We start from the raw sequence: 24,252 nt of genomic DNA, 5'->3' as shown, positions 1-24,252 counted from the left end.
TCATATGGTGGATTTTGGATATTTCCAATGTCTACCATATGGGGAGCATATCACAATCACGGGCTACAGCGGTTTTTATTAATATTTTTGTTACAGGTACTGACCCGGGCGGGAATTCACAGTATCCTCTCCCACCTTATTTCGCGGGAGAAAGAGGGTCAGGCCTTGGGGCCTGCAGCAACTAAGGCCTTGCCAGCCTCATTGTTCTCATACTTCTTGAAATTCTTCTGGAATCTTGCGGCCAGATCAGCGGCCTTTGTATTCCACTCAGAAACGTCCGCGTAGGTATCGCGGGGATCTAAGATGGCAGGATCTACTCCGGGAAGCTCCGTGGGAACCTCAAAGTCAAATACCGGAATCTTCTTGGTGGGCGCCTTGTTGACGTCGCCATTCTGGATGGCGTCAATGATGCCGCGGGTGTCCTTGATGGAAATGCGCTTGCCCGAACCATTCCAGCCGGTGTTGACCAGGTATGCCTTGGCTCCGTTCTTCTCCATCTTCTTGACCAGCTCCTCTGCGTACTTGGTGGGATGCAGCTCCAGGAAAGCCTGACCGAAGCATGCGGAGAAGGTGGGTGTGGGCTCGGTAATCCCGCGCTCTGTACCGGCAAGCTTGGCGGTGAATCCGGACAGGAAGTAATACTTGGTCTGCTCGGGAGTCAGAATGGATACCGGAGGCAGTACTCCGAAAGCGTCTGCTGACAGGAAGACGACATTCTCGGCGGCAGGGCCGTGAGAGATGGGCTTTACAATGCTCTTGATATGGTTGATGGGATAAGAGACACGCGTATTCTCCGTCACGCTCTTATCCGCGAAGTCAATCTTGCCGTTCTCATCAACCGTTACGTTCTCTAAGAGAGCGTCGCGCTTAATGGCTCCGTAGATGTCAGGCTCCGCCTCGGGGTCAAGATTGATTACCTTGGCATAGCATCCGCCCTCGAAATTAAAGACTCCATTGTCGTCCCAGCCGTGCTCATCATCGCCGATCAGAAGACGCTTGGGATCAGTCGACAGGGTAGTCTTTCCCGTGCCGGACAGGCCGAAGAAGATGGTGGTATGCTCACCATTCAGATCGGTGTTGGCGGAACAGTGCATGGAAGCCATGCCCTTTAAGGGAAGGAAATAGTTCATCATGGAGAACATTCCCTTCTTCATCTCGCCGCCGTACCAGGTGTTGACAATGACCTGCTCGCGGGAAGTGATGTTGAAGAGGACAGCGGTCTCGGAGTTCAGACCCAGTTCTCTGTAATTCTCAACCTTTGCCTTAGAGGCGTTGTAGACAACGAAGTCAGGCTCGAAATTCTCCTGCTCCTCCGCTGTCGGCTTGATGAACATATTGCGTACGAAATGCGCCTGCCAGGCGACCTCTACGATAAAACGAACTGCCATACGGGTCTCTTTGTTGGCGCCGCAGAAACCGTCGACCACAAAGAGTCTCTTATTGGAGAGCTCCTTTTTGGCGATCTCCTTGACTGCCTGCCAGGCCTCCTCAGAGGCGGGGTGATTATCATTCGGATACTCCTCAGAAGTCCACCAGACCGTATCCCTGGAATTCTCATCCATAACAATAAACTTATCTTTGGGTGAGCGGCCGGTGTAAATGCCTGTCATGACATTAACGGCTCCAAGCTCCGTCACTGTCCCCTTCTCATAGCCCTCAAGAGACTCCTTGGTCTCCTCGGCAAAGAGCTGCTCATAGGAAGGATTGTAGACAATCTCGGTCGTACCCGTGATGCCATACTTTGTTAAATCTACATTTGCCATTTTAAACCTCTTTCTTATCTGGAATGGATAAGCAACCGCCGAAAACAGCTTCGTCTTCGGAATACATCTCAATATGGATCAGAAAGACGCATCAATTACCATTATACATAGAGTCATTTCATTTTCAATCGCCCGAAAAAAAGAGTGATGAAAGAGCTGTGAACATATATGGATGACCGATCAGTGGTGAAAGAGACGGATTCCGGTAAAGGACAAAGTCATGCCGTACTTATCGCAGCAGGCAATCACATTGTCATCGCGGATGGATCCGCCTGGCTCCGCCACATAGGACACACCGGACTTATGCGCTCTCTCAATGTTGTCTCCGAAGGGGAAGAAGGCGTCCGAGCCCAGAGCGACCCCATGGTTTTCGGCCAGCCATGCCCTCTTTTCTTCTGCCGTAAAGGCCGGGGGCCTGCTCGTAAATACCTTCTGCCAGGCGCCATCCGCAAGGAGGTCCTCATACTCATCGCCGATATAGAGATCAATGGCATTGTCCCGATCCGCTCTCTTGATGCCATCGAGGAAGGGAAGCCTCATGACCCGGGGATTCTGCCTCAGCCACCAGTTGTCCGCCTTCTGGCCCGCCAGTCTGGTGCAGTGAATTCTGGACTGCTGGCCTGCCCCGATACCGATCGCCTGCCCATCCTTGACATAGCAGACGGAATTGGACTGGGTGTACTTGAGAGTGATCATGCTGATCGCCAGATCGCGTTTGGCCGACGCAGGCAGATTCTTGTTCGCGGAGACCAGGTGGTCGAAGAAGGTCTCGTCAATATTCAGTTCATTTCTCCCCTGCTCAAAGCTGATGCCATAGACCTGTTTGACCTCAAGAGGCGCCGGGACATAGGAGGGGTCGATCTGAATGATATTGTAGCTGCCCTTTTTCTTCTCCCTGAGAATCGCAAGTGCCTCTTTTGAATAGGAGGGGGCGATCACCCCGTCAGAGACCTCTCTTTTGATCAGCAGGGCCGTAGAGACATCGCACTCGTCAGACAGGGCGATAAAATCTCCAAAGGAAGACATGCGGTCCGCCCCTCTGGCTCTGGCATAGGCATTTGCCAGCGGAGTCCAGTCGATATCCATGTCGTCCACCCAGTAGATTTTCCTGAGCGTATCGCTCAGGGGAAGGCCAAGAGCCGCCCCCGCCGGAGAGACATGCTTAAATGAGCTCGCTGCCGAAATCCCGGTCACCCGCTTGAGCTCGCTGACCAGCTGCCATCCGTTCAGGGCGTCCAGAAAGTTAATATAGCCCGGTCTTCCATTGAGGACGGTAACCGGCAGATCCGAGCCGTTTTCCATGAAAATGCGCGAGGGCTTTTGATTGGGGTTGCATCCGTATTTCAGTTCCAGTTCCTTCATTTCACTCTCCTTTATCCTGGCATTCTTCTACAATTCGAAATCAAAGACTCATTCAGCTATTCTTGTTGATGATTCTGGTTTGGCTGCTCTTATCTTTCAGATTGATATAGCGGACAAAGAGAGAGACCCTGTTGTCCTCGTCAAGACAAGACCAAATCTCCTCTGCCAGACTGTCAATATCCCCGGTCAGAGCTAGGAGGGTGGGTTCTCCCTCATAGGAGGGGAGGGGGTCTCCGTCGGATTGATAGGTGTGAATAAAGTAGCCCTCGCCCACAAAGGGCTTGTCATAGCAATAGGTCTGACGGTCGCACTGGTCCGGATTTCCATTGTGACTCTTTAAAATCGACAGGGAGATAGCGCATCCGTCCTCTTCCAGTTCAAGCAGTCCAGAAATACGCGGGGTATAGTTGGGGGCGTCCGGCTCAAAGCATCTCTTTCTCAGAGCTTCCTCAAAGCTTTTGCCCGCCCTCATTCCATCATAGATGGTATCCGTCTGGTCCCCGTTGCTGACGATCAAGGTATTATCCAGCAGGCGAACCGGCGCGTAAATAATCAGGCTCGGATCTTCCAGCTTGGACGGATCATAAGCCTGTGTGCGAATTCCGCCTTCCTCCTCCACAAAAATCCGGTTCCTGCTGTTCTCGCTTCGTCCCATAATGAAATAAGCGACGACGGCGGACCTGCCGTCCTCGGACTTGCCTAAGATAATCCCTCGTCCGGGGTAGGAATTGCCCGCGAGTTCTCTCTTCAGTGAACGTATCTTCATTGAAATCCTCCTGCTTGAGACTGAGCTACTCCACTATTATAGACAATGATCCCCTCTTTCACTTATTCCGAATATTAATACTGCGCGCAGACTCCGCTTATAAGTAAAATTTCCGCCCGTGGGCGCGTCAACTTTCCGCCACCTCCCTAATCGCGTCATTCAAAAAATTCCGCCCGCAAATACGTCAGCTTTCCGCCCCCCTCCCTGATCGCATCATTCAAAAAATTCCGCCCGCAAACGCGGACAGAATTTTACTCAATTTCCCTGATATCTTTTTCTTTCTTGGGGCAATTTCCTCAGATATTCTCAATCTGCCAGTCGATCGGCTCAAGCCCCTGCTCTTTTAAATACTCGTTGCACTTGGAGAAATGCCCGCAGCCGAAGAAACCCCGGTAGGCGGACAGGGGACTGGGATGAGGCGCCTTTAAGATCAGGTGTCCGGGGTGATCGAGCATAGCGGCCTTGGCCTGCGCGGACGATCCCCAGAGCATGAAGACGATCGGCTGATTTCTCTCATTCAAAACCCGGATCGCGGCGTCTGTGAACTCCTCCCAGCCAATTCCCCTGAGAGAGTTCGCCTGATGAGCCCTCACCGCAAGAACCGTGTTGAGGAGCAAAACCCCCTGCTCGGCCCATTTGACCAGGGAACCCTGATTTGGAATATAACAGCCCAAATCTGTGTGCAGCTCCTGGTAGATATTGGCCAGGGAAGGAGGGATGCGAACGCCCTTTCTGACGGAAAAACAGAGTCCCTGTGCCTGTCCCGGCTCATGATAGGGATCCTGTCCCAGGATCACCACTTTAACCTTGGAAAGGGGGGTTAAGTGAAAGGCATTGAAGATCTCCTCAGAGGGGGGATAAATAACATACTTGTGGTACTCCTCCTTCATGCGAAGATAGAGCTTCCTGTAGTAATCCTTATGAAATTCCGGTTCAAGAGCCGGGAGCCAGTCGTTTTCAATTGCCGCCATACAACCTCCTGATTAAAATCCACACTAGCATCGTCGGAGCCCTAATTCCTCAGGAAAAATCCTTCTCCTCGTCTCTTAGGCAAAAGCATGCATCTCTCAGAGAAATGCTACAGGCCCTACAGTCTCACAGAGATTCCCCGTCCCCGGAGATATTCCTTCAATTCCCGGATCTCCAGTTCTCCATAGTGAAAAAGAGAGGCCGCCAAAACCGCGTCCGCCCCGCCCTTTGTCAGGGCATCATAGAAATGCTCCTTCCTCCCGGCGCCGCCGGAGGCGATCACCGGAACCGAAACCTCCCCCGCGATCGCCCTGGTCAGGGAGATATCATAGCCGTCTTTCGTCCCGTCACAGTCCATCGAGGTCAGAAGGATCTCTCCGGCCCCGCGATCGGCCGCCTCTTTCGCCCAGGCCACGGCATCCATACGGGTGTTGAGACGCCCGCCCTGCTGATAGACCTCCCAGCCCGATCCGTCCTCCCTTCGCCTGGCATCAATCGCCAGAACCACGCACTGACTCCCGAATTTATCCGCCGCCTGGGTCAGAAGCTCGGGATGATCGATCGCCGCGGAATTGACGGAGATTTTGTCTGCCCCCTCCGCCAGAAGGGACTTGAAATCGTCCACACTGCGAATCCCTCCGCCTACGGTAAAGGGGATAAAGACCTCGGCGGCGACCGCTCTTACCATATCGATCACCGTTGCCCTCTGATCACTGGAGGCCGTGATGTCGAGAAAGACCAGCTCATCCGCCCCGGCCGCGTCGTAGGCCCTGGCAATGTCGACCGGATCTCCAGCGTCCCTTAAATCAACAAAGTTCACCCCCTTGACCACCCGGCCGTCCTTGACGTCCAGGCAGGGGATCACCCTCTTGGTAAACATGGTCACACCTCCAGAAAGTTGCGCAGAATCCGCAGCCCTACATGAGAACTCTTCTCAGGGTGAAACTGACAGGCGAAGAGCTTTCCTCTCTCCACGGAGCTGTCCATCCGCACCCCTCCGTATTGTGTTGTGCTTGTCACGATGGATGGATCATTGGCCCTCAGATAGTAAGAGTGGACGAAGTAGACATAATCCTCTTCCTTAAGCCCGTAAAAGAGCCTTCCCTCTCTGGGAAAAGACAGAGAATTCCAGCCGATATGGGGAATCTTAACCCCCTTTTGTTCGGGGATCCGATAAATACCGCCCGGCAAAAGTCCAAGTCCACTGACTCGCGGACTCTCCTGGCTGAAGGAAAAGAGCAGCTGCAGCCCCAGGCAGATTCCCAGGAAGGGGATCTCTCTTGCGACCGCCTCCTGGATGACCGGAACCAGTCCATAGGAGTGAAGACGCTCCATCGCCTGGCCAAAGGATCCGACCCCGGGCAGGATAATATGATCCGCTGACAGGATTCGTTCAGGATCCCTCGTCAGAAGAGCCTGTGAGCCGACAGCCCGGCAGGCCTTCTCAACGCTTCTGATATTCCCGGCGTCATAGTCGATGATTGCCAGCATAATTCTCTCCTGTCAGGCATTTGTCGTATCAAAAGTAAAATAGAACTCCACGCCGTCTTTATGATTGATGACTCCGCACTCCTGCTGAAAGGACTCGGAGATCGCCTTGACGACAGATAAACCGATGCCGGATCCCCCGTAGGCGCGGCTTCTGGCCTTGTCCACCTTGTAGAATTTCTCGAAGAGGTGGTCAAGAGCGGCCTCAGGAATGGGGTCTCCTGTATTAAAGACCGAGAAGCGGACTCTTTTGGGTTCTCTTTTGGCCCGCAGGCGAATCTCCTTCCTGCCTCCGCAGTAGTGAATGGCATTGCTCAGATAATTACTGATCACCTGTTCGGTCATGGTAGGGTCCGCCCAAATATGAATCGGCTCATTCTCAGGCTCGATATCAATCCGCATTCCGCTCGCGAGAATCTTCTGCGAAGCGACGAGGGACCGGACGGAGGCCATGAGATCGAAACGCTCCATGGAAACCATATTTTTCCCATACTCCAGGGTATTGAGATTAATCATCTGCCGAACCAGGCGATTCATGCGATTCGCCTCATCTAAAATGGTCTCCGTATAAAATTGAATATCCTCCGGCGTCTGCGCGATCCCATCCTGCAGACCCTCCGCGTATCCCTGGATGACCGCGATGGGCGTCTTGAGCTCGTGAGAGGCGTTGGAGAGGAATTCCCTGCGCATCTTCTCCTGCTTGTCACGGATCTCAAGCCCCTTCTTCAGATCGTTGTTGGCCGTCTTCAGTTCACCGATGCTTGTCTGCAATTTCCCGGAGAGCTCATTTAAGCTCTCTCCCAGATCATCCAGCTCGTCATAATTTGTTGTCCGCTGGTACTTGGCGTCAAAATCCAGGTCAGACATCCGCCGGGCCAGCTTCTGCATGCGGCGGATCCGCTCGGTGATCATGCGGGCGGCGAGTCCTCCCACCAGAACAGATAAAATCACGGAGATCGTTCCCGCGATGAAGAGGGTTTTGCGCAGAATGAAGGCCGCCTCCTTGAGCGATTCCACCCCGCTTCGAATCACAATGAAATTGCCGTCAGTGAATCGTCCGATCAGAACCAGGTATTCCTCGTGTGTGTGTGAATCCGCAACGCGAATCTGACGGGAACTGGGATTCTCGTCACTTGTGGACGGGACCGGAAGATCCCTGTTCTCCGCTAAAACCTTGCGCAGGCTTCCCGGGATGGCTGAGCTCTCATCCATGGATGATAAAAGGAGGTCTCCGCTGCCGCTTGTAACCACAGCGTCGAGGTTGAAGTTGGCGCAGATCTGCTCAAACTGCAGGCGGTAGTCCGGGGAATAGATATGACCGTCCCTGGACTGATCCTCGAAGATACCGTAGACCTTCTCCAGATTTCCCACCTTATTGCGCGCGTAGTAATCCTTGAGCAAGAAAAAGTTGATCAAAAATGTCAGAACAATTAATCCGTTGATGACAACCAGAAAGATGATGACAATTTTTTGGTTGATTCCTGTCCAGATCCTCTTCTTTTTCACGACCAGATCCTCTTGCCTCACCTTACTCACTGACCTCAAACTTATATCCCATTCCCCAGATCGTGCGGATATAGCTTCCCTTCTCGCCGATCTTGGCGCGGAGCTTCTTGACATGAGTATCAATGGTTCTGGCGTCTCCGAAGTAGTCGTAGTCCCAGACCGAATTTAAGATTTTTTCTCTGGAGAGGGCGATTCCCCTGTTCTCCATAAAGTAGGCCAGAAGCTCAAACTCCTTGGCGGACAGCATAATCTCCCTGCCGTCGACGGTCACCGTATGCGCGACAAAATCCAGACGGATCCCCCCGGCCTCCAGAAGCTTGGCCTGCTCTTCGACGCCGCTTCTTCGCAGAATCGCCTGTACCCGCGCCACGAGCGTCTTGGGAGAAAAGGGCTTGGAGATGTACTCGTCAACCCCAATATCAAAGCCCTGCAGCTCATCCTGCTCATCGGACTTGGCCGTCAGGATGACGATCGGCACCTTGGACGTCTCCCGGATCTCTCTGGCCACATCAAAGCCGCTGAGCTTCGGCAGCATGACGTCTAAGATAATCAGTCCGATCTCATGATCCTGGTAAAAGAGGTCTAAGGCCTCCTCTCCGTCCTGGGCCTCTACGACGTCATAGCCGTCCCTGACCAAAAAGTCGCGGACAATCTTGCGGATACGCATCTCATCATCAACGACCATGATTTTCTGATATGCCATGGTTTCCTCCTCATAGGGCATTCAATTGCCATGAATAATATAAAGAAAAGGGGACCGGATCCAAGTCGTTACTTGAACCAGATCCCTGATGGACTAGAGGGGAATCGAACCCCTGTCCAAAAACCCGTTCCCTGTTCTTCTACGAGCGTAGTCTGTTCTTTATAAATTCCCTCCGCCGCCCGGAAGCAGACATCCTTGCGGTCTTGGTAGCTTCATTTTACGCCCATGCCCTCAAAGCTTTGGGCATGTCGTTTCCTGCTCTTTTTGAAACCCGGCCCCTGACACGCAGGTGAATCAGAAGAGGGTTACAGCCCTCAGGCTGCGATTGCTAAAGAGTTGTTCTTAGCGTTTAAATTTAATTTGGCCATTTAACGCATCGCCATGCGGCTCGCTTCACCAGCTGCAGGATCCCTGTCGAAACCTTTGCTAGCCCTGTTAGGCAACGGAACTCTACAGATGATTCCGTATACAACCGTGCTCCAGAATTATCTTACATGTATTTATTCGCAAAAACAAGAATGCCCTGCCAAATACACACTTCCTTCACCTTCGGCTTCTAGCGGAGATTTCGGATTTTAAATTCCTTTTGAGCCTGGCGCTCCTGATCTCTCCTGGCTAAGTCCGCCCTCTTGTCATAGAGCTTTTTGCCCCGGGCCAAAGCGATCTCCACCTTGGCAAGACTCTTTTTGAAGTAGACCCGTACAGGTACAATGGTATAGCCCTTGGTCTTGATCTGCTGCTCCAGCTTGCGGATCTGCGCCTTGTGCAAAAGGAGCTTCCTGGGGCGCAGGGGATCCCGGTTGAAGAGATTCCCCTTCTCATAGGGCGAAATATGCATCTGGTAGAGGAAAACCTCTCCGTTTTGAATGCGCACCCACGCCTCCTTAATGGAGCATTTGCCCATGCGAAGAGACTTGACCTCCGTGCCGGCCAGTTCAATGCCGGCCTCGTAGAATTCATCCAGAAAATATTCGTGTCTGGCCTTCTTGTTGTTGGCGATCAAATGCACATGACTCGTATCTGCCATCGCTCACCTATCCTATCAATTCAAAATCAATGGTGGAGGCCCTGGCGTCCACGGAAGACACCAGAACCCGCACAGACTGACCGAGCTTAAAATGCCGGTGAAAGCGCTCTCCGATCAACTCATAAGTGTCCTCGGAGAATTCATAGTAGTCGTCTGTCAGTGTGGAGACGGGAATCAACCCCTCGACGGAATTGGGCAGCTCCACATAGAGCCCCCAGCCCGTGACGCCCGACACGCAGCCGTCATAGGTCTCTCCCACATGCCCCCCCATGTACTCCACCTTCTTCATGTGATCCACATCCCGCTCGATCTCGACAGCCCGTCGCTCCAGTCTGGAAGTCTCTACCGCCACCGTAGGCATGATATCCTCATAGTGAGCCGCCCGCTCCGGAGAGAATTTCCCGGCGAGATTCTCCTTGATAATGCGGTGGATGATCAGATCCGGATAGCGTCGGATGGGGGATGTGAAATGGCAGTAGTATTTGGCGGCCAGGCCGAAATGGCCGATCGAGTCCGTAGTGTATTTGGCCTGCTGCATCGACCTTAGGACAATCGTTGAGATGGTCTTCTCCTCCGGCTTGCCGGCGATCTGAGTCATGATATTTTGAATCTCAATCGGGCGGATCCTCTGAGGATCCGAATGCATGACATAACCCAGGGCTCCCAGATAGGTCTTTAAATTGCGCAGGCGCTCCGCGTCCGGCTTATCATGGGTCCGGTAGAGAAAGGGGATCTCTCGCCGGGCAAACTCTCTGGCCACAGACTCATTGGCTGACAGCATAAAGTCCTCGATCAGCATGGTCGCCTGATTTCTGGGATGCTGTCTCAGATCAACCGCTCTCCCGTTCTCATCCAGGATAATATCTGTCTCGGGAAAGTCGAAATCAATCGCCCCTCTGGCTGTCCGAATCGCCCGGATCTTCTCGGACAGCTCCAGCATCAGACGAAAGGTGTCCGCGAAATCGGCATAGTCTCTCAGAGCCTTCGGATCCTCGTCCAGAACTGCCTGGACTTTCGTGTAGGTCATTCTTCGGTCAATATTGACAACCGACTCTAAGATCTCATAATCGACAACCTGTCCCAGGGAATTCAAATGCATCAGGCAGGAAAGGGTCAGCCGATCCTCTCCCTCGTTGAGAGAGCACATTCCATTAGAGAGAGCCGTCGGCAGCATGGGAACCACCCGGTCCACCACATAGACGGAGGTTCCCCGTTTCAGGGCCTCCTTGTCCAGAGCCGAATTCTCCCTTACATAGTGGGAGACATCCGCGATGTGAACCCCCAGCAGATAGCCGTCCCCTTCTCGCTCAAGGCTGACTGCGTCATCCAGATCCTTGGAGTCCTCCCCGTCGATGGTCACCATAGGGATTTTCCGCAAATCCCTCCTCCTTGCAATTTCCTCCTTTGGCACAGGAATCGCAAGCCGGTCCGCCTCTTCCAGGACAGGCTCAGGAAAATCCATGGGAATCTCATAGGCGCGCAGTGTGGATAAAACATCCACCCCCTTGTCTCCCTTGTGTCCGATAATCTCTGTGACAGCTCCTTCCGGTCCCTTGTCTTTGGCCCCGTAATCTGTAATAGAGACTAAAACCTTATCTCCCGTTATCGCGTTCTTAGTCTGAGAGGCAGGGATAAAGATATCCCCGGGAATTTTCCTGAGATCCGGCTCCACGAAGCCGAAGGTCCCCTGGCGACTCAATTCAAAGCTTCCGACCAGACTCGTAATGCCGCGGCTTAAAACCCTGGTCACCTTGGCCTCCGCCCGATGTCCCTGGTCATCTCCGCGCTTTACAATGGAAATCTGCACCAGGTCTCCATGGAATGCCCCGCCCACATAGTCTCTCGGCACGAAGTAATCCTCGTCCTGGCCCTCTACCGTGACAAAGCCAAATCCCTTGGCATTGGCAATAAAGGTTCCCTCCATGGGCGCTGCCGTTGATTTGCGGTATCTGCCCTGTTCATTGATCTCAATCTTTCGCATGGCGACAAGATCATCCAAGGCCCGCTCAAAGATCTCCTTCTTATCCGCCGGAACATCCAGCAGATGCTCTAATTCCCTGGCTTTCATCGGCACATAGATGTCGTCGCAGATAAAGGAAAAGAGCTTATGACGGATCCGACTCAGCTCTTCATCCACCTCGGTCTCTTCCCTGCGCGCCGTCCCTTTCCGCCCTGCGCCGGTTCCTCTTCTCCCTGCGCTGGCTCCTCTTCCTCCATCGCGGTGAAAACCAGAGGAATTGGATCTATGATTTCTTCTTGTTCTGTGATCTGTCACCTGTCACTCCTGAAAATATACGGCTGTCCCGAATCAAAAAGCCGACCACCACCATTCGCGGCTGTACAAGCATGCACATGCGAGATAGGATGATCGGCCTGAATCTGACAGCCCTCGAAAATAACCCGTTTTCTCAGTTGAAAAGCCCCATATTCAAGGCTGCGGATACAACAAAATACACAATGACCAAAATCGTAGTCAGCTTGATCAGAACGCCCTCCCGGGAACGCCCCTTGTTCTTGCTCCAGTAGGAATCTGTGTTGGAAGCCTGGCCGCTCAGAGAACCCAGTCCCGCGTCCTTGCCCTCCTGGCTCAAGATTACAATATTCAAAACAATGCAGACAATGACAAAAATCACCGTCAGAACCGTCTTTAAAACCGCGATCATTTCCTAAACTCCTCTTCTGTCAAAAGGGATTCTATCCATCCGCACACAACAAAAAGCAATATAGCACAGCAAAGACTTCCTGTCAAAGGCCCTCAAGAGGATGGGAATATCTGTATCCTCAAGACAGGTGATTCCTGCAAGCTTGAAAAGGGGCTCGAAAACAGAATTAGTACGCGATCCCCTGAGCCAGCATGGCCTCGGCGACCTTCTCAAATCCGGCGATGTTGGCTCCGGCAACCAGATTTCCGTCCATGCCGTACTTTTTGGCCGCATCGTAGGAAGCGTGGAAGATCTGGATCATAATTCCATGAAGCTTCTCATCTGTCTCCTCGAAGGTCCAGTGAAGGCGCTCGGAGTTCTGTGACATCTCCAGGGCTGAGGTGGCCACGCCGCCGGCATTCGCCGCCTTGGCCGGTCCGAAGAGGACACCTGCCTTCTGGAAGGCCTCGACCGCCTCCGGCACAGAGGGCATATTTGCTCCCTCCGCAACTGCCATCACGCCGTTGGCAATCAGGGTCTTGGCGGATTCCTCAGACAGCTCATTCTGCGTGGCGCAGGGAAGGGCAATATCGCAGGCAACCGTCCACACGCCGGAGCAGCCCTCATGATACTCGGCGGAGGGCACGCGCTTGGCGTACTCTTTAATCCGTCCGCGCTCGACCTCTTTGATCTGCTTGACGACGTCGACTTGAATTCCCTCAGGATCATAGACATAGCCGTTGGAGTCAGACATCGTCACTACCTTAGCTCCCAGTTCTGTCGCCTTCTGCGCCGCGTAGATCGCTACATTCCCGGACCCTGAGATCACAACCGTCTTCCCCTTGAAGGAGTCATTTTTCATGACAGAAAGCATCTCCTGGGTATAGTAGCAGAGACCATAGCCGGTCGCCTCGGTACGGGCCAAAGATCCGCCATAGGCCAGGCCCTTGCCGGTCAAAACGCCTGTGAACTCGTTGCGAAGCCTCTTGTACTGACCGTAGAGATAGCCGATCTCACGAGCTCCCACGCCGATATCTCCGGCGGGAACATCGGTGTCCGGACCGATGTGTCTCTGCAGCTCCGTCATGAAGGACTGGCAGAAACGCATGACCTCACGGTCGGACTTGCCCTTCGGGTCGAAGTCGGATCCGCCCTTGCCGCCGCCAATGGGCAGGGTGGTCAGAGAATTCTTGAAGATCTGCTCAAAGCCCAGGAATTTGATGATGGACAAATTGACAGAGGGATGCAGGCGCAAGCCCCCCTTATAAGGACCGATTGCCGAGTTAAACTGGACACGATAACCGCGGTTCACCTGTACCTTTCCCGCGTCATCCACCCAGGGAACACGGAACATGATCACCCGCTCCGGCTCAACCAGGCGCTCAATGACCCCTTCCTCTTCCAGCCTGGGGTTGGCTGCGACAACAGGCTCCAGAGAGCTTAATACCTCTCCCGCCGCCTCGAGGAACTCCGTCTGTTCCCCGTTTCTCTCGACCAGACCATCATAAATGCCCTGCAGATATGTAGACTGAAACTTCATGGCCACCTTCCTTTCTTTTTAGCAAGGCAAGCACCTGACTTGCCTGCGCACCCTATTATATCCAATTCGCCTCTTCTTCGTTTTGCGTATTTTAATGATTTGACGGGGAAAAGCGCCTGAAATCGGTTGATTTATTTTAATCACGTCCTGTGCATACGGTCGGATTATTCTTCTCAGAGGACCTGAGGCTCAGACATTGATCTCCGCCGTCAGCCCCAGAAGGTCTTCATTCGCGTCAAGGATTGGCCGGACGGTATCGCGCAGATAGACCTCCACCTGACGGGGGGCTCGCCCGACATAGCGGATCCCCTCCATGTGACTCTCCAGATCGGACAGATCCATGCCGAAGGTCTTCTTGTCAGCCGCAATCAGCTCCAGGAGATTATTGTCCTTCCCCTCTACCTTGACTGTCCTTCCGGCCTCCATGGAGAGCTGGCGGATGCGCTCATGCAGCTCCTGCCGGTTGCCGCCGTTCTTGACGGCGTCCATCATGATATTCTCCGTCGCCATGAAGGGAAGCTCCGCTCTCAGATGCTTCTCGATGACCTTCGGGTAGACAACCAGTCCATCCACCACATTGATGCAGAGATCCAAAACTCCGTCACAGGCCAAGAAGCCCTCGGGAATCGACAGGCGCTTGTTGGCGGAATCGTCAAGAGTCCTCTCAAACCACTGTGTGGCCGAGGTGATCGCGGGGTTTAAGGCATCCGCAATGATATAGCGGGACAGGGAGGCGATGCGCTCGGACCGCATGGGATTTCTCTTATAGGCCATGGCGGAGGAACCGATCTGGCTCTTCTCGAAGGGCTCCTCCACCTCTTTCATATGCTGCAGCATCCGGATGTCATTGGTCATCTTGGTCGCGGAGGCCGCGATTCCCGCCAGAATATTGATCACGCGGGTGTCCACCTTGCGGGAATAGGTCTGACCGGATACCGGATAGCAGGAAGAAAATCCCATCTTTTGGGCAATCATGGGGTCAATCTTATCGATGGTCTCCTGATCGCCGTCAAAGAGCTCCAAAAAGGAAGCCTGGGTCCCTGTGGTTCCCTTGGAGCCCAGCAGCTTGAGACTGGCCAGCACATAGTCCAGATCCTCTAAATCCATCACAAATTCGTTGATCCAGAGACTCGCCCTCTTTCCGACAGTCGTGGGCTGAGCGGGCTGAAAATGGGTAAAAGCCAGCGTGGGCAGACTCTTATAGCGGTCGGCGAAGTCTGTCAGCTGGGCGATGACATTGATCAGCTTCTTTCGAATCAGTCTCAGAGCGTCGCGCATAATAATAATATCAGTATTGTCGCCGACATAGCAGGAGGTCGCTCCCAGATGGATAATGCCGGCCGCCTTGGGGCACTGCTTCCCATAGGCGTAGACATGGCTCATTACATCGTGTCGGACAATTCTCTCGCGCTCTCTTGCCACGTCATAATTGATATCCGTGACGTGACTCTTCATCTCATCGATCATCTCCTGGCGGATAACTGGCTTGCCGTCCTGGGACAGGCCAAGCTCCATCTCTGTCTCCGCCAGAGCAATCCACAGGCGTCTCCAGGTGGAGAACTTCATATCCTGGGAGAAAATATACTGCATCTCCTTGCTGGCATAGCGCTGTGACAGGGGGCTCTCATATCGATCTGTGCTCATCGTGTCTCCTTTTTTCTATAACATCTTTCCTCAAGCATCAATATCTTTACTCAGGCATCAGCATCTGTCCTCAGGCATCAATATCTGTCCTCAGTCATCAGCATCTGTCCTCAGGCATCGATATCTGTTCTCAGGCATCGATATCTGTCCTCAGGCATCAATATCTGACCTCAGGCATCAATATCTGTCCTCAGTCATCACTATCTGTCCTCAGGCATCGAACTTGCCCCGGATGTCCTCTTCGGGGGGATCTACAGGGTAATCGCCGGTAAAACAGCCCTTGCAGATAGCCAGATCATCCACCATCTGGGACAGTCGATCCAGGCTGAGATACCCCAGGGAATCCGCCCCGAGAAGCTGACGGATATCCTCTTCTGTTCTGCGGTAGGCAATCAGCTGGTCCCTCGCCGGCACATCAATCCCAAAATAACAGGGATAGCGAAAGGCGGGGGAGGAAATGCGCACATGTACCTCTCTTGCGCCCGCCTCCTTGAGCATGGAGACGATCTGACCGGAGGTGGTTCCCCGGACAATGGAGTCGTCGATCATAATGATTCGCTTCCCCTCCACAACCGACCGGATGGGATTTAACTTGACGCGGACGGACGATTCCCTGGCATTCTGCTTGGGCTTGATGAAGGTCCGGCCCACATAGGAATTCTTATAAAAGGCGGTTCCATAGGGAATGCCGGATTCCATAGCGTAACCCATGGCGGCGGCATTGCCGGATTCCGGGACGCCGACGACCAGGTCTGCTTCTACCGGAGAATCCTGGGCAAGGTAGCGTCCCGCGCGGATTCTGGCCTCATAGACCGACTTCCCGTCAATCATGGAGTCAGGGCGGGAGAAATAGATGTACTCGAAGATGCACCTGCCCATCTTGTCTTCCGGCAGGCAGTGGCTGGTATCGGATTGGATGCCGGCGTCGGGACTGATGGTGACAATCTCCCCCGGCAGGACATCACGGATAAATTCCGCGCCAATGGTGTCAAGAGCGCAGGACTCGGAGGAGACCACATAGGTATTGTCTCTTCTTCCGATGCAAAGGGGCTTGAATCCAAAGGGATCTCTGGCGGCGATCAGCTTTCTGGGACTGGCGATCACAATCGAATAGGCCCCCTTGATGTCGTCGATGGTCCTGGAGACGGCCTCTTCGACAGAGGCGGAATGGATCCGGTATCTGGCGATCAGATAGGCAATGGTCTCTGTGTCGATGGTCGTCTGAAAAATAGCGCCGGTCTCAGATAATCTGGCGCGAAGCTCATTGGCGTTGACCAAATTGCCATTGTGTGCCAGGGCCAATGTGCCCTTGACATAATTTAAAACCAGAGGCTGGGAATTGGCATATATAGATTCCCCTGCAGTGGAATATCTGGCATGCCCCACGCCGATATCTCCGTGCAGGTCACTCAGCTTGTCATTGTCAAACACCTCATTGACCAGGCCCATTCCCTTATAGGAGAGCATATTCCCCTTGGGTCCTCTGGTATCAGAGACGGCGATGCCGCAGGACTCCTGTCCCCTGTGCTGCAGGGCAAACAGGCCGTAATAAATAGAGCTGGCTACATCTCCGTGGTCAAAGTCATACATGCCGAAGACGCCGCACTCGTCGTGGATGGGCTTGGCTTCTAAGGTCAGGTCTAATTTACATTTCTTCAAGCATTTATCCTCAAAAAGAAAAGATGGGATCCCAGCCGAAACCCCATCTGTGCATCACAATAGAATTATACGTTAAGAGGAGCCCCCGTCAAGAGTTCATAGGCCTCAAGATACTTGTCAATGGTCTTGGAGATAACATCATCGGGAAGCAAGTAATCGCTCTTGGGATTGGCCTTGAGCCAGTCTCTGACATACTGCTTGTCAAAGGAGGGCTGACTCTGCCCCGGCTGATACCCCTCTAAGGGCCAGAAGCGGGAGGAGTCAGGGGTTAACATCTCGTCGGCAAGGACAAGCTCGCCATTCTCGTCAAGGCCGAACTCAAACTTGGTATCGGCAATGATGATCCCCCTGGTCAGAGCGTAATCCGCACACTTTTTGTAGAGAGCCAGAGTGTAGTCCCTGATCTTTGCGGCATAAGCTTCCCCCTTGCCCGGGTAGAGTTTCTCCAGGATCTCGACAGACTTCTCATAGGGAATATTCTCGTCGTGAAGACCGTACTGAGCCTTAGTGGAAGGGGTATAAATAGGCTCAGGGAGCTTATCGGACTCCTTTAAGCCCTCGGGAAGCCTGATCCCGCAGACCATGCCATTCTCCTTGTAGGAGGCCCAGCCGGAACCGGTGATATAGCCGCGGACGATGCACTCAATGGGGAGCATGGTCAGCTTCTTGCACTTCATGACACGGCCGGCGAATTCGGGTTTATGGAAAAAAGCAGGCATATCCGCCGTATCGGTGGAGAGCATATGATTTTTTACAATGTCAGAGCTGTAATCAAACCAGAACTTGGACATCTGGGTTAAGACGGCCCCTTTGCCTGTGATCTTATTCTTTAAGATCACGTCGAAGGCTGAGATGCGGTCGGTAGCGTACATAATTATGCTGTCGCCGTTGTCGTATACCTCACGAACCTTGCCCTCCATCATAGGCTTTAACTCGCTCATTGCTTCCTCCTCGCGCAGATCCGCGCTCTTTATGTCAACCGATTACGCGGATATTATAGCAGTCTTGCGCGAGTATTTATCAGTCAATGTCCCTATATTAGAAATCGTAATAGGTGTGATAAGGCAAAGGCCAAAGCTTTAATCTTGGATCAATCAAGTGACTCAAAGACGACTCTCTCCCGGTCATTTAACTGAAACACCAGCATAAACTCCATTCTGTTTTGGGTCTCTTCGAAGTCTTTAATTGACTGGATCTGTTCTTCCGATAAGCCATCTCCCTCCAGCAGATCTGACACATCTTCCTCATGGTCTTTGATCCTCTCAATTTTTAGAATATCATGGCAATGACAGATCAAGTTATAATTTTTCTCTCCGACAGATTTCCTCAGCCGATCCAGCTGGCAGCCGTCAAGCTGGTAAATGGACGAATATGTTGTTTTGATAAAGCGATCACCAAAGCGATGATTGAAAGAAACAAACTCAATCTGATCCAAATTCCTTTTGGGTGAAAAAAGTGACTTTACCGTATAAAACTCTATCCCTCCTCCCCTGGGACCTCTGTCATGAATTTTTTTAATGATGACAGAGTCAAAAACCGGAAACACGGATACTTTCCAGTTTTCTCTTACACTATGATCAACATCTATATTTCTGAGGCAATTGAGTGCTGTGAGCAAGAGTAGGAAACAAACGATGATCAAAGTACATATCCTGCTTTTTTTCATCATTTTACCGCCCATCTTTCACACTCCATAACGACACAAAAAGTTCCCCGTCTAAAAAAATGATATTCTCATCACTTTGGCCTGTAAATTGTTGATCTTTACAAAAATCGCAATCACAAATTGGCTATTTTTCAAGATACAGGTCAGATATAAAATGAAATAATCAACACACAGAACGATTCGTACTCAATAAACAGACAAACACACTTTGCGAGCACACTATCATGTATAGCGAAAAGAGCGAGACGGTTGCATCCAGCTGTCTCGCTCTTCATCCGTAACAGTAAAATCTATACAGAGCATACATCCGATAGAATTGCCCTGCCTTGACCCTCAGACTCTTTCTGTATTTTTTTCATCAATCTGCAATTTACTTGCGCACCAGAAGAGACTGACCTGTCATCTCAGCCGGCTTTTCCATCCCCATCAGCTCAATCAGGGTTGGGATAATATCGCAAAGCTTCCCGCCCTCTTTGAGACCATAAGCCGGGTCCGCATTGACCAGAATAAAGGGAACCGGATTGGTCGTATGCGCTGTATGGGGCTGCTTGGTGTCATAATCGATCATCTTCTCACAGTTGCCGTGATCGGCGCAGATAAACATGGTGCCGTCAACAGATTTCAGGGCCTCAACCGCCCTGCCGACACAGGTGTCCACTGTCTCAACCGCCTTGACCGCAGCCGGAATCACACCGGTATGACCAACCATATCCGGATTGGCGAAATTGATGACAATGACGTCATACTTGCCAGACCTGATGGCATTGCAGAGTTTGTCACAGACCTCGGGAGCGGACATCTCCGGCTGCAGGTCATAGGTGGCAACCTTGGGACTCTTGACCAGGATACGGTCCTCCCCCTCATTCGGCTCCTCGACACCCCCGTTGAAGAAGAAGGTGACGTGGGCGTACTTCTCCGTCTCGGCGATCCTGGCCTGGGTCATCTTGTGATCCGCCAGATACTGACCGAAGGTATTGGCAATCGACTCTTTCTTAAAAGCAACCAGCTTGTTGGGGATGGTCTCGTCATAGTCCGTGAAGACAACAAAGGTCGTCTTGATTCTCTCGCCACGGTCAAAGCCGTCAAAAGTATCCGCACAGAAAGCCCTGGTCATCTCGCGGGCGCGATCGGGGCGGAAGTTGAAATAAATGACAGAGTCACCATTTTTAACCGTAGCCGCCTCCTGCCCCTCCGGAATGATTGCGGTCGGAATGACAAACTCATCATTGACATCCGCGGCATAGGAAGCCTCCAGGGCTTCGGACGCGGACTTGGCGACATTGCCGTCAGCCGCGGTCAGCACCTTATAGGCCTTCTCGACGCGATCCCAGCGATTGTCCCGATCCATGGCGTAATAACGGCCGGACAAAGAGGCAATGCGGCCGACGCCGATCTTTGCCATATCCGCCTCCAAATCCTTGATAAAGCCAAGAGCAGAGGTGGGAGGCGTATCTCTTCCATCCAGAAAGGCATGGACGTAAACCTTGAAAACGCCCTCTTTTTTTGCCATCTCAAGAAGCCCGGTCAGATGTCCAAGATAGGAGTGCACTCCTCCCGTAGAGACGAGCCCAAAGAGATGAACCGATCCGTCATTTGCCTTTGCACTGTCAAAAGCCTTGAGCAGCTCTTCATTCCTGAAAAAGTCGCCGTCCTCGATCGCCTTGGAAATCCTGGTCAGCTCCTGGTAGACGATCCGGCCGGCCCCCATATTCATGTGGCCGACCTCCGAATTGCCCATCTGACCGTCCGGAAGACCCACGGCCAGCCCGGAAGCATAGCCCAGCTGATAGGGGCAATTGGCCATCAAATCATCCAGAACAGGCGTATTCGCCATCTTTACCGCATTCCCCTCGGTCTTATCTGTAATACCGAAGCCATCCATGATTAATAAAACAATTGGTTTCTTTGCCATTTCAAACCTCTTTCTGCTGCAGAGTCCAAAGAAATAACCCGGCACATTATAGCATAATTTTTCACCGGGCTGCGTTTTTGCCATCAGAAAGAGCCGCACAGAGATCAGATGAAGGACGGCTCACAAGCCCATGCCCCATCTTATCTGTACGACCCTTTGCTTCCTGTGAAATCTACCGGCAGTTTGATTCCCTGGACAGATTACTTATTGTAGTTGACGATGCTGGCAAACTCCTCGGTCAGAGAAGCGCCGCCGATCAAGCCGCCGTCGATGTTGGGCTTGGCCAGAAGCTCCTTGCAGTTGGCAGCCTTCATGGAGCCGCCATACTGAATCCGGATCTTGTCTGCGGTGTCCTGGTCATAGATCTCAGCGATGGTCTGACGGATCGCTGCGCAGACCTCTTCCGCCTGGTCGCTGGTCGCTGTCCTTCCGGTACCGATGGCCCAGATGGGCTCATAGGCAATGACCATGGAGGCAGCCTGATCAGCGCTCACCCCCTGCAGGTCAGATTTGATCTGCAGCCGGATCCAGTCAAGCGTCACTCCGGACTCTCTTTGCTCCAGGCTCTCGCCGCAGCAGAGAATGGGAGTCAGGCCATGCTCAAATGCCTTCAGAACCTTCTTGTTGAGGAAGGCGTCGTCCTCCTTGAAGTAGTCTCTTCTCTCGGAGTGGCCGATGATGACATAGCTCACACCGGCGTCCACAAGCATGGCGGGAGCAATCTCTCCGGTGTAGGCCCCCTTCTCCTCGATGTACATGTTCTCAGCGCCGACCTTGACATTGGTCCCCTTGACCGCCTCGACGACCGGGACGATATCCACCGCCGGAACACAATAGACCACATCCGCGTCCGCACCGGCGACGAGGGGCTTTAAGGTCTCAACCAGCTCCAGCGCCTGGCTGGGGGTCTGGTTCATCTTCCAGTTGCCTGCGATAATCTTACGTCTGCTCATTTGAATCACCCTTTTCTATTATTCCTTGTCATCCGCTGCCGCAACGCCGGGGAGCTCCTTGCCCTCAAGGAACTCAAGGGACGCGCCGCCGCCGGTCGAGATATGACTCATCTTGTCTCCCAGTCCCATCTGATTGACCGCTGCCGCGGAGTCTCCGCCGCCAATGATTGTGGTCGCGTCAGATTCCGCCATGGCCTTGGCAACGGCTAAGGTACCGGCTGCCAGAGTCGGGTTCTCGAAAATACCCATGGGGCCATTCCAGACTACCGTCTTGGCCTCACTGACAGTCCTGGCATAGAGTTCCTGGGTCTTGGGCCCGATATCTGCCCCCTCGCGATCCGCGGGCATGTGATCCGTATCCACAAGTATCGTCTCGATGGGAGCGTCGATGGGATCCGGGAACGCCTTAATGGTGTTGGCATCCAGGGGAAGAAGCAGCTTCTTGCCCATCTTCTTCGCCTTCTCCATCATCTCCTTACAGTAGTCGATCTTGGACTCATCCAGCATGGAGATCCCGATCTCCTTGCCCTGAGCCTTGAGGAAGGTATAGGCCATTCCGCCGCCGATAATAAGCGTGTCGCACTTGTCAAGGAGATTGCTGATGACATTGAGCTTGTCCGCAACCTTGGCTCCGCCTAAGATGGCGACAAAGGGGCGCACCGGATTCTCTACGGCATTGCCAAGGAAATTGATCTCCTTCTCCATCAGATAGCCGACAACGCAATCGCCCTTGATATACTTTGTGACGCCGACATTGGAGCAGTGAGCCCTGTGAGCGGTCCCAAAAGCGTCATTGACAAAAACATCCGCCAGAGACGCCAGGTCCTCAGAGAAAGCATCCCCGTTCTTGGTCTCCTCCGGGCGGAATCTGGTGTTCTCCAGAAGGACTACATCTCCGTCCGCCATCGACGCAACCGCCTTGCGGGCATTTTCTCCGACGACCTCGGGATCCGGGGCGAATGTGACAGGCTGACCGAGCAGCTCAGACAGCTTTTTGGCGACAGGCGCAAGGCTCTTGGTCTTCTTGTCCTCTTCCGTCTTCACCTTGCCCAGATGAGAGCAGAGGATTACCTTTCCTCCATCGGCAACCAGCTTCTTAATGGTGGGGAGAGCCGCAACTAGGCGGTTGATATCCGTGATCTCCATCCCCTTCATGGGAACGTTGAAATCACAGCGAACCAGAACTCTCTTCCCCTTGACCGAAATATCGTCAACGGTCTTCTTATTTAAACCCATGCTTCTTTCCTCCAAAATATGATGATTACAGCGCACAAGCATCTATCGGCTCTAAAGAAAAGGGGATCCGGCCCAAAGCCGGACCCCCGTAAGGCCTAAGTTAATGCGTTACTTGTTCAGGAACTTAGCGAAGTACTTGATCGTTCTGCACATGTTAGAGGTGAAGGAATTCTCGTTATCATACCAGGAGACAACCTGTACCTCAGAGTTGCCATCTTCCATCTCTACAACAGAAGTCTGTGTCGCGTCAAAGAGAGATCCATAGGTCATGCCCACAATATCGCTGGAGACGATCTGATCCTCATTGTAACCGAAGGACTCGTCAGAAGCGGCCTTCATTGCGGCGTTGATCTGATCGACGGTAACCTTGCCCTTGACAACAGCAGTAAGAATGGTGGTTGAACCGGTGGGGACGGGCACACGCTGAGCGGATCCGATCAGCTTGCCGTTGAGCTCGGGAACAACCAGGCCGATTGCCTTGGCGGCGCCGGTGGAGTTGGGGACAATATTGACAGCGGCAGCACGGGAACGACGGAAGTTGCCCTTGCGCTGAGGACCGTCGAGGATCATCTGATCGCCGGTGTAAGCGTGAATGGTAACCATGATACCGGACTGGATGGCAGCCAGGTCATTCAGGGCCTTTGCCATGGGAGCCAGGCAGTTGGTGGTGCAGGATGCCGCGGAGATGATATGGTCATCCGCAGTCAGGGTCTCGTGATTGGTATTATAAACAATGGTCTTTAAGTCGTTGCCTGCCGGAGCGGAGATAACAACCTTCTTGGCGCCCGCATCGATATGAGCCTGCGCTTTATCCTTAGAGGTGTAGAATCCGGTGCACTCAAGAACAACATCGACATCGAGCTTTCCCCAGGGAAGATTGTGAGCGTCAGCTTCCTTGTAAATCTCGATCTCATGACCGTCCACCGTGATGGAATGGTCAGAGCTGCTAACGGTATCTGCCTTGGCGTAACGACCCTGTGAAGAATCGTACTTCAGAAGATATGCGAGCATCTCGGGAGAGGTCAGATCGTTGATTGCGACGATATCAAAACCCTCAGCCTGGAACATCTGTCTGAACGCAAGACGACCGATACGGCCGAATCCATTAATTGCTACTCTTACTGCCATTTTGTCTCCTCCTAATGTAGAAACTTATGTCGTACAAACATGGTTTGTAACCGATTTTTATTGTAGCGAAAGCAAGGGAGCATTGCAAGCCTGTCGGCCGACTTTGTTAATTTCTTAACAAGATTTCAGCTGGTCTCACTCACAGGATAAATATGATCCCGGTCAAAACAGATTTTTCCGTATGGTTATCAATCTCTCTTCCCATACGATATGATAAGGGCAGTTACCATTCTGATTCAGGGCAATGGAATGCCCGCGAAAGATACATTTCATTGCTGCAGGGAGGAT

The 24,252-nt window shown here is 52.7% G+C and carries 20 protein-coding genes and 1 other RNA gene; all 21 read right to left on the bottom strand.

Features of this window, described 5'->3' with window-relative positions; translation table 11 throughout:
* Positions 1-158: 158 nt before the first annotated feature.
* The 21 genes from pckA to gap all read right to left on the bottom strand — a co-directional run bounded on the left by pckA (position 159) and on the right by gap (position 23,964).
* Positions 159-1,763, bottom strand: a complete 1,605-nt coding sequence (gene pckA / locus HMPREF1508_RS07375) for a phosphoenolpyruvate carboxykinase (ATP) (RefSeq protein ID WP_006905893.1) — start codon at positions 1,761-1,763, stop codon at positions 159-161.
* 180 nt (positions 1,764-1,943) lie between these two features.
* Positions 1,944-3,125 carry a phosphoribosylaminoimidazolecarboxamide formyltransferase gene (locus tag HMPREF1508_RS07370; RefSeq protein ID WP_044960864.1) on the bottom strand — a complete coding sequence of 394 codons (1,182 nt, stop codon included), beginning with the start codon at positions 3,123-3,125 and terminating at the stop codon, positions 1,944-1,946.
* A gap of 52 nt (positions 3,126-3,177) precedes the next feature.
* Positions 3,178-3,891: an IMP cyclohydrolase gene (locus HMPREF1508_RS07365; protein WP_044960862.1), complete on the bottom strand. Its 714-nt coding sequence runs from the start codon at positions 3,889-3,891 to the stop codon at positions 3,178-3,180.
* 296 nt (positions 3,892-4,187) lie between these two features.
* Entirely contained in the window at positions 4,188-4,862 is a 675-nt protein-coding gene (gene ung, locus HMPREF1508_RS07360) for a uracil-DNA glycosylase (protein WP_044960860.1), read from the bottom strand.
* A gap of 116 nt (positions 4,863-4,978) precedes the next feature.
* Positions 4,979-5,740 (bottom strand): imidazole glycerol phosphate synthase subunit HisF, encoded by a 762-nt coding sequence (gene hisF, locus HMPREF1508_RS07355; RefSeq protein ID WP_044960858.1) that lies wholly within the window; start codon positions 5,738-5,740, stop codon positions 4,979-4,981.
* Positions 5,741-5,742: 2 nt separating this feature from the next.
* Positions 5,743-6,351, bottom strand: a complete 609-nt coding sequence (hisH, locus tag HMPREF1508_RS07350; RefSeq protein ID WP_044960856.1) for an imidazole glycerol phosphate synthase subunit HisH — start codon at positions 6,349-6,351, stop codon at positions 5,743-5,745.
* Between the two features lie 12 nt (positions 6,352-6,363).
* Positions 6,364-7,854 carry a sensor histidine kinase gene (locus HMPREF1508_RS07345; RefSeq protein ID WP_044960855.1) on the bottom strand — a complete coding sequence of 497 codons (1,491 nt, stop codon included), beginning with the start codon at positions 7,852-7,854 and terminating at the stop codon, positions 6,364-6,366.
* Between the two features lie 22 nt (positions 7,855-7,876).
* Entirely contained in the window at positions 7,877-8,557 is a 681-nt protein-coding gene (locus tag HMPREF1508_RS07340; protein ID WP_044960853.1) for a response regulator transcription factor, read from the bottom strand.
* Between the two features lie 86 nt (positions 8,558-8,643).
* Positions 8,644-8,990: a transfer-messenger RNA gene (ssrA, locus tag HMPREF1508_RS10000) on the bottom strand.
* A gap of 123 nt (positions 8,991-9,113) precedes the next feature.
* Positions 9,114-9,584, bottom strand: a complete 471-nt coding sequence (gene smpB / locus HMPREF1508_RS07335; RefSeq protein ID WP_006905902.1) for an SsrA-binding protein SmpB — start codon at positions 9,582-9,584, stop codon at positions 9,114-9,116.
* A 7-nt stretch (positions 9,585-9,591) separates the two neighbouring features.
* Entirely contained in the window at positions 9,592-11,721 is a 2,130-nt protein-coding gene (rnr, locus tag HMPREF1508_RS07330) for a ribonuclease R (protein ID WP_044960889.1), read from the bottom strand.
* A gap of 271 nt (positions 11,722-11,992) precedes the next feature.
* Positions 11,993-12,247, bottom strand: a complete 255-nt coding sequence (gene secG, locus HMPREF1508_RS07325) for a preprotein translocase subunit SecG (protein ID WP_006905904.1) — start codon at positions 12,245-12,247, stop codon at positions 11,993-11,995.
* Positions 12,248-12,413: 166 nt separating this feature from the next.
* The gene (gene gdhA / locus HMPREF1508_RS07320; RefSeq protein ID WP_044960852.1) at positions 12,414-13,766 is read right to left on the bottom strand and encodes an NADP-specific glutamate dehydrogenase; all 1,353 of its coding nucleotides are present in this window, start codon (positions 13,764-13,766) and stop codon (positions 12,414-12,416) included.
* Positions 13,767-13,955: 189 nt separating this feature from the next.
* Positions 13,956-15,410 (bottom strand): adenylosuccinate lyase, encoded by a 1,455-nt coding sequence (gene purB / locus HMPREF1508_RS07315; RefSeq protein ID WP_044960850.1) that lies wholly within the window; start codon positions 15,408-15,410, stop codon positions 13,956-13,958.
* Positions 15,411-15,620: 210 nt separating this feature from the next.
* On the bottom strand, positions 15,621-17,069 hold the full coding sequence (purF, locus tag HMPREF1508_RS07310) for an amidophosphoribosyltransferase (protein ID WP_044960848.1): 1,449 nt from the start codon (positions 17,067-17,069) through the stop codon (positions 15,621-15,623).
* Between the two features lie 65 nt (positions 17,070-17,134).
* Positions 17,135-18,010: a phosphoribosylaminoimidazolesuccinocarboxamide synthase gene (locus HMPREF1508_RS07305; RefSeq protein ID WP_044960846.1), complete on the bottom strand. Its 876-nt coding sequence runs from the start codon at positions 18,008-18,010 to the stop codon at positions 17,135-17,137.
* A gap of 149 nt (positions 18,011-18,159) precedes the next feature.
* Entirely contained in the window at positions 18,160-18,750 is a 591-nt protein-coding gene (locus tag HMPREF1508_RS07300; protein ID WP_156923203.1) for a hypothetical protein, read from the bottom strand.
* A 355-nt stretch (positions 18,751-19,105) separates the two neighbouring features.
* Positions 19,106-20,647, bottom strand: a complete 1,542-nt coding sequence (gene gpmI / locus HMPREF1508_RS07295; protein ID WP_044960839.1) for a 2,3-bisphosphoglycerate-independent phosphoglycerate mutase — start codon at positions 20,645-20,647, stop codon at positions 19,106-19,108.
* Between the two features lie 200 nt (positions 20,648-20,847).
* Entirely contained in the window at positions 20,848-21,600 is a 753-nt protein-coding gene (gene tpiA / locus HMPREF1508_RS07290; RefSeq protein WP_044960837.1) for a triose-phosphate isomerase, read from the bottom strand.
* An 18-nt stretch (positions 21,601-21,618) separates the two neighbouring features.
* Positions 21,619-22,836 (bottom strand): phosphoglycerate kinase, encoded by a 1,218-nt coding sequence (locus HMPREF1508_RS07285; protein WP_044960834.1) that lies wholly within the window; start codon positions 22,834-22,836, stop codon positions 21,619-21,621.
* A 108-nt stretch (positions 22,837-22,944) separates the two neighbouring features.
* Positions 22,945-23,964 (bottom strand): type I glyceraldehyde-3-phosphate dehydrogenase, encoded by a 1,020-nt coding sequence (gene gap / locus HMPREF1508_RS07280; protein ID WP_006905913.1) that lies wholly within the window; start codon positions 23,962-23,964, stop codon positions 22,945-22,947.
* Positions 23,965-24,252 lie beyond the last annotated feature (288 nt).

This window comes from Shuttleworthella sp. MSX8B (assembly GCF_000524295.1).
In the GTDB taxonomy this organism is placed as follows: Bacteria; Bacillota; Clostridia; order Lachnospirales; family Lachnospiraceae; genus Shuttleworthia; species Shuttleworthia satelles.
The sequence above is the reverse complement of the archived record's forward strand: the minus strand, read 5'-3'. Positions and strand labels throughout refer to the sequence as shown.

Bases quoted from the DNA above. Each gene is read 5' to 3' on its own strand.
- pckA (WP_006905893.1), bottom strand. From the start codon at position 1,763: ATGGCAAATGTAGATTTAACAAAGTATGGCATCACGGGTACGACCGAG.
- HMPREF1508_RS07370 (WP_044960864.1), bottom strand. From the start codon at position 3,125: ATGAAGGAACTGGAACTGAAATACGGATGCAACCCCAATCAAAAGCCC.
- HMPREF1508_RS07365 (WP_044960862.1), bottom strand. From the start codon at position 3,891: ATGAAGATACGTTCACTGAAGAGAGAACTCGCGGGCAATTCCTACCCC.
- ung (WP_044960860.1), bottom strand. From the start codon at position 4,862: ATGGCGGCAATTGAAAACGACTGGCTCCCGGCTCTTGAACCGGAATTT.
- hisF (WP_044960858.1), bottom strand. From the start codon at position 5,740: ATGTTTACCAAGAGGGTGATCCCCTGCCTGGACGTCAAGGACGGCCGG.
- hisH (WP_044960856.1), bottom strand. From the start codon at position 6,351: ATGCTGGCAATCATCGACTATGACGCCGGGAATATCAGAAGCGTTGAG.
- HMPREF1508_RS07340 (WP_044960853.1), bottom strand. From the start codon at position 8,557: ATGGCATATCAGAAAATCATGGTCGTTGATGATGAGATGCGTATCCGC.
- smpB (WP_006905902.1), bottom strand. From the start codon at position 9,584: ATGGCAGATACGAGTCATGTGCATTTGATCGCCAACAACAAGAAGGCC.
- secG (WP_006905904.1), bottom strand. From the start codon at position 12,247: ATGATCGCGGTTTTAAAGACGGTTCTGACGGTGATTTTTGTCATTGTC.
- gdhA (WP_044960852.1), bottom strand. From the start codon at position 13,766: ATGAAGTTTCAGTCTACATATCTGCAGGGCATTTATGATGGTCTGGTC.
- purB (WP_044960850.1), bottom strand. From the start codon at position 15,410: ATGAGCACAGATCGATATGAGAGCCCCCTGTCACAGCGCTATGCCAGC.
- HMPREF1508_RS07305 (WP_044960846.1), bottom strand. From the start codon at position 18,010: ATGAGCGAGTTAAAGCCTATGATGGAGGGCAAGGTTCGTGAGGTATAC.
- HMPREF1508_RS07300 (WP_156923203.1), bottom strand. From the start codon at position 18,750: ATGGGCGGTAAAATGATGAAAAAAAGCAGGATATGTACTTTGATCATC.
- gpmI (WP_044960839.1), bottom strand. From the start codon at position 20,647: ATGGCAAAGAAACCAATTGTTTTATTAATCATGGATGGCTTCGGTATT.
- tpiA (WP_044960837.1), bottom strand. From the start codon at position 21,600: ATGAGCAGACGTAAGATTATCGCAGGCAACTGGAAGATGAACCAGACC.
- HMPREF1508_RS07285 (WP_044960834.1), bottom strand. From the start codon at position 22,836: ATGGGTTTAAATAAGAAGACCGTTGACGATATTTCGGTCAAGGGGAAG.
- gap (WP_006905913.1), bottom strand. From the start codon at position 23,964: ATGGCAGTAAGAGTAGCAATTAATGGATTCGGCCGTATCGGTCGTCTT.